Annotated in this window: 7 protein-coding genes; all 7 read right to left on the reverse strand. The window is 63.2% G+C overall.

The features are described 5' to 3' along the window. Positions 1-1,197: phosphoglycerate dehydrogenase (gene serA / locus AC1D00_RS22730; protein ID WP_477012191.1), on the reverse strand; the 1,197-nt coding region annotated here is incomplete at its 3' end. 125 nt (positions 1,198-1,322) lie between these two features. Further along, entirely contained in the window at positions 1,323-2,495 is a 1,173-nt protein-coding gene (locus tag AC1D00_RS22735; RefSeq protein WP_404552842.1) for a phosphoserine transaminase, read from the reverse strand. Positions 2,496-2,574: 79 nt separating this feature from the next. Beyond that, a complete protein-coding gene (locus AC1D00_RS22740) occupies positions 2,575-2,766 on the reverse strand; it encodes a hypothetical protein (RefSeq protein WP_235885730.1) in 192 nt (63 codons plus the stop codon). A 173-nt stretch (positions 2,767-2,939) separates the two neighbouring features. Continuing rightward, positions 2,940-3,404 carry an N-acetyltransferase family protein gene (locus AC1D00_RS22745; RefSeq protein ID WP_477012192.1) on the reverse strand — a complete coding sequence of 155 codons (465 nt, stop codon included), beginning with the start codon at positions 3,402-3,404 and terminating at the stop codon, positions 2,940-2,942. Positions 3,405-3,418: 14 nt separating this feature from the next. Beyond that, positions 3,419-4,009, reverse strand: coding sequence for a glutathione S-transferase family protein (locus AC1D00_RS22750; protein ID WP_477012193.1), 591 nt, complete (start codon positions 4,007-4,009; stop codon positions 3,419-3,421). 74 nt (positions 4,010-4,083) lie between these two features. Beyond that, positions 4,084-4,845: an outer membrane protein gene (locus AC1D00_RS22755; RefSeq protein ID WP_404552839.1), complete on the reverse strand. Its 762-nt coding sequence runs from the start codon at positions 4,843-4,845 to the stop codon at positions 4,084-4,086. A 168-nt stretch (positions 4,846-5,013) separates the two neighbouring features. Continuing rightward, positions 5,014-5,832 carry an outer membrane protein gene (locus AC1D00_RS22760; protein WP_404552837.1) on the reverse strand — a complete coding sequence of 273 codons (819 nt, stop codon included), beginning with the start codon at positions 5,830-5,832 and terminating at the stop codon, positions 5,014-5,016. Positions 5,833-6,054: the final 222 nt, after the last annotated feature.

Consider the following 6,054-nt stretch of genomic DNA (forward strand, 5'->3'; position numbering starts at 1 on the left):
CGCCCAGCATCGGCCGCAGCAGGCCCGACAGCACGGCGGAGGTGATCCGCCCAGCATCGGCCGCAGCAGGCCCGACAGCACGGCGGAGGTGATCGCCTTGATCTTCATCTCGGCGACATGGCCCTCATAGGTGATCTCGACCTTGAGGATGCCGCTCTCGGTGAGCTGGCCGGCGAACGAGCCGAGCTTCTCGGCGAGCGCGATGAACGGCTTCAGCCTCGGCGCTTCTTCAGCCGTGATCGAGGGGAAGTTGACCGCGTTCGAGATCGCGCCGGTGAGCAGATAGTCCGACATCTGCTCGGCGACCTGGAGCGCGACGTTCTCCTGCGCTTCGRTGGTGGAGGCGCCGAGATGCGGCGTGCAGATCACGTTGGGATGGCCGAACAGCACGTTGGCATTCGCGGGCTCCTCGACGAAGACGTCGAAGGCGGCGCCGGCGATGTGCTTGGAGTTCAGCGCATCGACCACCGCCTGCTCGTCGACGAGGCCGCCGCGGGCGCAGTTGATCAGCCGCACGCCCTTCTTCATCTTGGCGATCGCGGCAGCATCGATGATGTTCTTCGTCTTCTCGGTGAGCGGAGTGTGCAGCGTGATGAAGTCGGCGCGCTTGAGCAGGTCGTCGAGATCGACCTTCTCGACGCCGATGTCCTTGGCGCGCTCCGGCGACAGGAACGGATCGAACGCGACCACCTTCATGCGCAGGCCGAGCGCGCGGTCGGCGACGATCGAGCCGATGTTGCCGCAGCCGACCACGCCGAGCACCTTGCCGGTGATCTCGACGCCCATGAAGCGGTTCTTCTCCCACTTGCCGGCCTGGGTCGAGGCGTCGGCCTGCGGGATCTCGCGGGCGAGCGCCAGCATCAGGGTGATGGCGTGCTCGGCGGTCGTGATCGAATTGCCGAACGGCGTGTTCATCACGATGATGCCCTTGGCCGTGGCGGCGGGGATCTCGACGTTGTCGACGCCGATGCCGGCGCGGCCGATCACCTTCAGGTTGGTCGCCTTCTCGAGGATCTTGGCGGTCGCCTTGGTTGCGGAGCGGATCGCAAGGCCGTCGTAATTGCCGATGATCTCGGCGAGCTTGTCCTTGTCCTTGCCGAGATTGGGCTGGAAGTCGACCTCGACGCCGCGATCCTTGAAGATCTGCACGGCAGCGGGCGAGAGCGCGTCGGAAATGAGAACTTTGGGCTTGGTCATGGGGATGATCCGTGGTGCGAGCTGCATTTACGGAACGTCACCCGCGGGCCTGACCCGCGGGTCCATCTCTCAATCGATGGATGGCCGGGTCAAGCCCGGCCATGACGAAAATGAGTTAGAACGCGTTAAGCCGCCTTGGCGAGCTGTGCCTTGGTCTCGGCGAAGGCCCAGTCGATCCACTGCGTCAGCAGCTCAACGTCCTTGGCCTCGACGGTGGCGCCGCACCAGATGCGCAGGCCGGCCGGCGCATCGCGGTAATAGGCGAAGTCGTAGCCGGCGCCTTCCTTCTCGACCAGCGCGACCAGCTTCTTGCTGAAGTCGGCCTGCGCGTCGTCCGAGAGCGCGGTGAGCGCGGGATCGGTGAACTTCAGGCACACCGAGGTGTTGGAACGGATCGAAGCGTCCTTGGCCAGGAAGTCGATCCACGGCGTCTTCGCCTTCCAGTCGGCCAGCACCTTGGTGTTGGCGTCGGCGCGCGCGATCAGCGCCTTGAGCCCGCCGATCGACTTGGCCCAGTTCAGCGCATCGAGATAATCCTCGACGCAGAGCATCGACGGCGTGTTGATGGTCTCGCCGACGAAGATGCCTTCGTTGATCTTGCCGCCCTTGGTCATGCGGAAGATCTTCGGCAGCGGCCAGGCCGGCTTGTAGGTCTCGAGCCGCTCCACTGCGCGCGGGGAGAGGATCAGCATGCCGTGCGCGGCCTCGCCGCCAAGCGCCTTCTGCCAGGAGAAGGTGACGACGTCGAGCTTGGCCCAGTCGAGGGGTTGCGCGAATGCCGCCGAGGTGGCGTCGCAAATGGTCAGGCCTTCGCGGGTCGCGCTGATCCAATCGGCGTTCGGCACACGGACGCCCGAGGTGGTGCCGTTCCAGGTAAAGACGACGTCCGACTTCGGATCGACCTTGGAGAGATCGGGGATTTCACCGTAGGCCGCATTGAGCTTGGTGACGTCCTTGAGCTTCAATTCCTTGACGATGTCGCTGACCCAGCCCTCGCCGAAGGATTCCCAGGCGAGCGTGGTGACGGGCCGTGCACCGAGCAGCGACCACAGCGCCATCTCGACCGCGCCGGTATCGGAGGCCGGCACGATGCCGATGCGATAATCGGCGGGCACTTCAAGCACTTCGCGCGTCAGATCGATCGCGAGCTTGAGCTTGGTCTTGCCGACCTTCGCGCGATGCGAACGGCCGAGCGCTGCGTCCTTGAGATTTTGGGCGTTCCAGCCGGGGCGCTTGGCGCAGGGGCCGGAGGAAAAATGCGGCACGGTGGGCCGCGAAGCGGGCTTCGCTACAGTCATATTCTACCCTTCCAGATAGTAAGCCTCCCGTTGGGGGGAGGTGTCCCGCCGCGGCTGATACGGGAAACGGGAAGAGTCGTCAAGGAAGTTCCGGGACCTCACGCGCGAGTGATGGCGCTTCGGGCGCGATATCGGGGGATTCCACCGTAGCGAGCGCGTTCAGCAAGTCCGTGGCCTCGCTGATCAATTGCGCGGCCTTGCGTCGGCTGCCGACCTTCAAAATGCACTTGTCGTTGGCCTGCACAACGTAGCCGTTGCCGACCTTGATCATCGAATAGCTTGTCATCGAAATCCCCGAACCGACCGAGCTCGGTGTCTGACGCTGCCGTAGCACCGATCGTTCCCACCTCAACGTGAACGACGGCTGGGTAGTTTACCGGCTCTTAACATGAACGAATGCGCGATCCGAATTTGCTGATTGCGCAAGGTGCGCGGCGAGCTGCCTCAAAAGCGGACAGTCATGCCGACATGACTAGCTGTGAATCCGAGTCGCTTGTAGAAGCGCTGCGCGTCCACTCGCGTCTGATGCGTCAACAGTTCGACCAGATTGCAGCCGCGCGCTTTCGCTTCCGCGATGGCCCATTGCACCAATTGCTCGCCGATGCCGCGGCTGCGACAATCAGTGGCAACACGCACGTCTTCGAGCAGACCGCGGGTGCCGCCTTGCGAGCTGATGCCTGACAGCACAGCAAGTTGCAGGCAGCCGACCACCCTGCCCTCGCTCTCGGCAACCACCAGCGTGAGATTTGGCTCGCGCTCGACCCGCTCGAACGCTTCGTAATAGGCCGGGGGCAGCGGATCCTCCGCCCGCTCACGGGCGCGCCCGAGATGATCATCGGCGAGCATCGCCACGATCGCAGCGACATCCTCGCGGCGCGCGCGACGAATGGAAACGGTTCCGGCGTTCATGAGGTACTCCGGACTCAGCGCGCCGGCGGAAGGCCGAGAAAGGCCTCGGTCTCGCCGATCCAGCGGCGAACGGCCGCATGACGGCCGAGATCGAAGCCGCCTTCATGCGCAACGCGGGTATAGGCGAGCAACGAGACGTCGGCGAGCGAGACCGCTTCGCCCGCGAGGAAGCGGTTGCCGGAGAGATGCTGCTCCATGCGGTCGAGCGCCGCATAGCCGCGCTTGACCTTTTCGGGGTCGAGCTCGGAGGCGTCCTTGCCGAGATAGACGAGCTGGAAGCGGCACACCGCGATATAGGGCTCGTGGCTGTACTGCTCCCAGAACAACCATTCATCCATCTTGGCAGCAACAAAGGCGTCGCGCGGAATCAGCGCGCTGTCGCGGGCGAGATAGCGGATGATGGCATTGGATTGCGCCAGCGTACGGCCATCGTCGAAGGCGACGGTCGGCACCTGGCCGGCGCCGTTCATGGCAAGGAATTGCGGCGTGCGCGTCTCACCCTTACGGGTGTCGATCTCAATCCAGTCGTTGGGCAATGCGAGCTTGTCGCAAACCCACTTCACCTTGAGACAATTGCCGGAATTGGTATCGCCGTAGATCTGCATCGCTGCCGCCCCCACTGTCTGGCGACAGAGCATCAGGGCTCGCAGGGCCTGTCAATCGGCGCCATGCGCGGCGCTCAGAACTTGTATCCGAGCCCGGCGCGGACGCTATTGACGTTCGACTCGATGTCCGACGTCACCCGCAAATATTCGTATTCGACACGGACGAACAGGCCGCCGACCAGCATGGCGTCGAAGCCGAGGCCGCCGGAATAACCGTAGACCAGCTTGCTCTTGCTCGCGAAGGTCGTCGCAGGCTGCACCGACGACGGAGACGCCGAGGCGTAGCGATCGACGGTCTGGCTGCCGACCCCGCCACCGATAAAGGCGTAAGGCAGGAAGCATCCCCAGGCATAGCCGGCTCGCGCGCGCAGGGATCCGAAGTCAGACACGCCGACGACTGCGGATGTCACGGTGGTGGCAATGACCGCGTTGAGGTTGTTGAACGTCTGTCCGACCGAGTTCGATGTCGACTTGAAACCACCATGAATGTAGTTGGCCTCGACGCCGAGCACGACGTCGTCCCATTGCCCATTATAGCCGGCAAACGCGCCATAGCCGGCGCTGTTGCTGTGCGCGAACGCGAGCGGTTGCCAATTGTAGGCCGGGCCCGGTGTGACGAAGGTCGACTGGATGTCGCTGTTGATGGTGGAGGAGATCTTCGACGTGATCGCGCCGTACTCGCCCTGACCGCCGACATAGTAGCCTTCCCAGTTGACGCTGGATCTCGACAGACCGTCCGTAAAGCTGCCGCGCAGGAACGGCAGATCCGGCATGTCGGCCGCGTGCGCGGCAGACACCGTCCCCAACATCGCCGCCGCCAACAAAAGCCTACGCATCGGAACGCTCCATCGAACTCGAACTTTCGCCATGATCATGGCTCGTTAACCTTAACCAATGGTTGCGTCGGAGCCCTTCGTTGCCACGAGCAATGAAAAATACGCAAAGCAAAACGGCGCGGGAGGGTCCCGCGCCGTTAAGAGAGATTAAGCGATGGGGCTTGCCGATCAGCCCTTGGTGACGAGCGGCGGCGCGTAGACCGGCGGGCTGCTGAGGTCCCAGCGCACGCCGAACTTCAGGTCATGCGAGGTGATGTCCTTGAACTGCATGGTGCGGCCGCGGGTGAAACCGGTGAAGTCGGTGAGAGCGCCGGTGACGCCGTCTCCGAGGTCGACATAGCGATACGCGAGTTCGAGCGTCAGGCTCGGGTTGACCTTGTAGGCAAGACCGGCGTGCGCGGCCCACGCGAAATTCCACTTCGAAGCGTTCGGCGCGTAAGCGACGCCGCCGTTCACCGTGTTGATGTCCTGGAAGTTTGAAATGGTGTTGCGCGAAGCACCCACGCCGGCACCGATGAACGGGGTGATGCACCACCAGGTGCCGAGGTCAACGTAGGCGTTGGCGAGCATCAGCCATTCCGACTTGCTGCCATGATACTCGTCGGTAAAGGCCGGGGCGCCGTTGAAATTGATGATCTGGAGACCATGCAGATTGGCGTTGCCGCGATATTCACCGGTCACGTCGGCGCGGAACCAGCTGTTGAACCTGTAACCGGCGCCGAGGCCGAAGATGCCGGCCGTGTCGAAACCGAGCCCCTGGGTGGACGCAATGCTGATGCCGGGATCGACGAAGCTCGGGTTGAGCTGCTTCACCTTCTGATTGCTGAAGCCGATGTCGCCGCGCAGATACCAGCCGCCGAAGTCGGCCGCAGGGGCCGGCGGCGCGTACATGGGCGGGGGCGCCGCGATCGGCATATCGGCGGCGAACGCCATCGACGAGATCAGGGTTGCCGCACCCGCGGCAAGGAGAGACTTAACGCTACGCATTGGCTTCGTCCTTATGGCCGGTGAGGCACAATGCAGCCGCCTCACGTTCTGGAAACTCACAGGCGGACGATGGCAGCAAATGTTTAAGCGCCACTTAACCCTAATTTTTAAGGTTGATTTTTTGTGACTGCACACGCGGGATGCGGCGGTCGCATTGCAAAAATGCAGCGCCTCGCGTCCCCATTACTAACAATGTATGAAGCCGCAATGCAGCGAAACAGG

This window comes from Bradyrhizobium sp. P2_E8 (genome assembly GCF_056403875.1).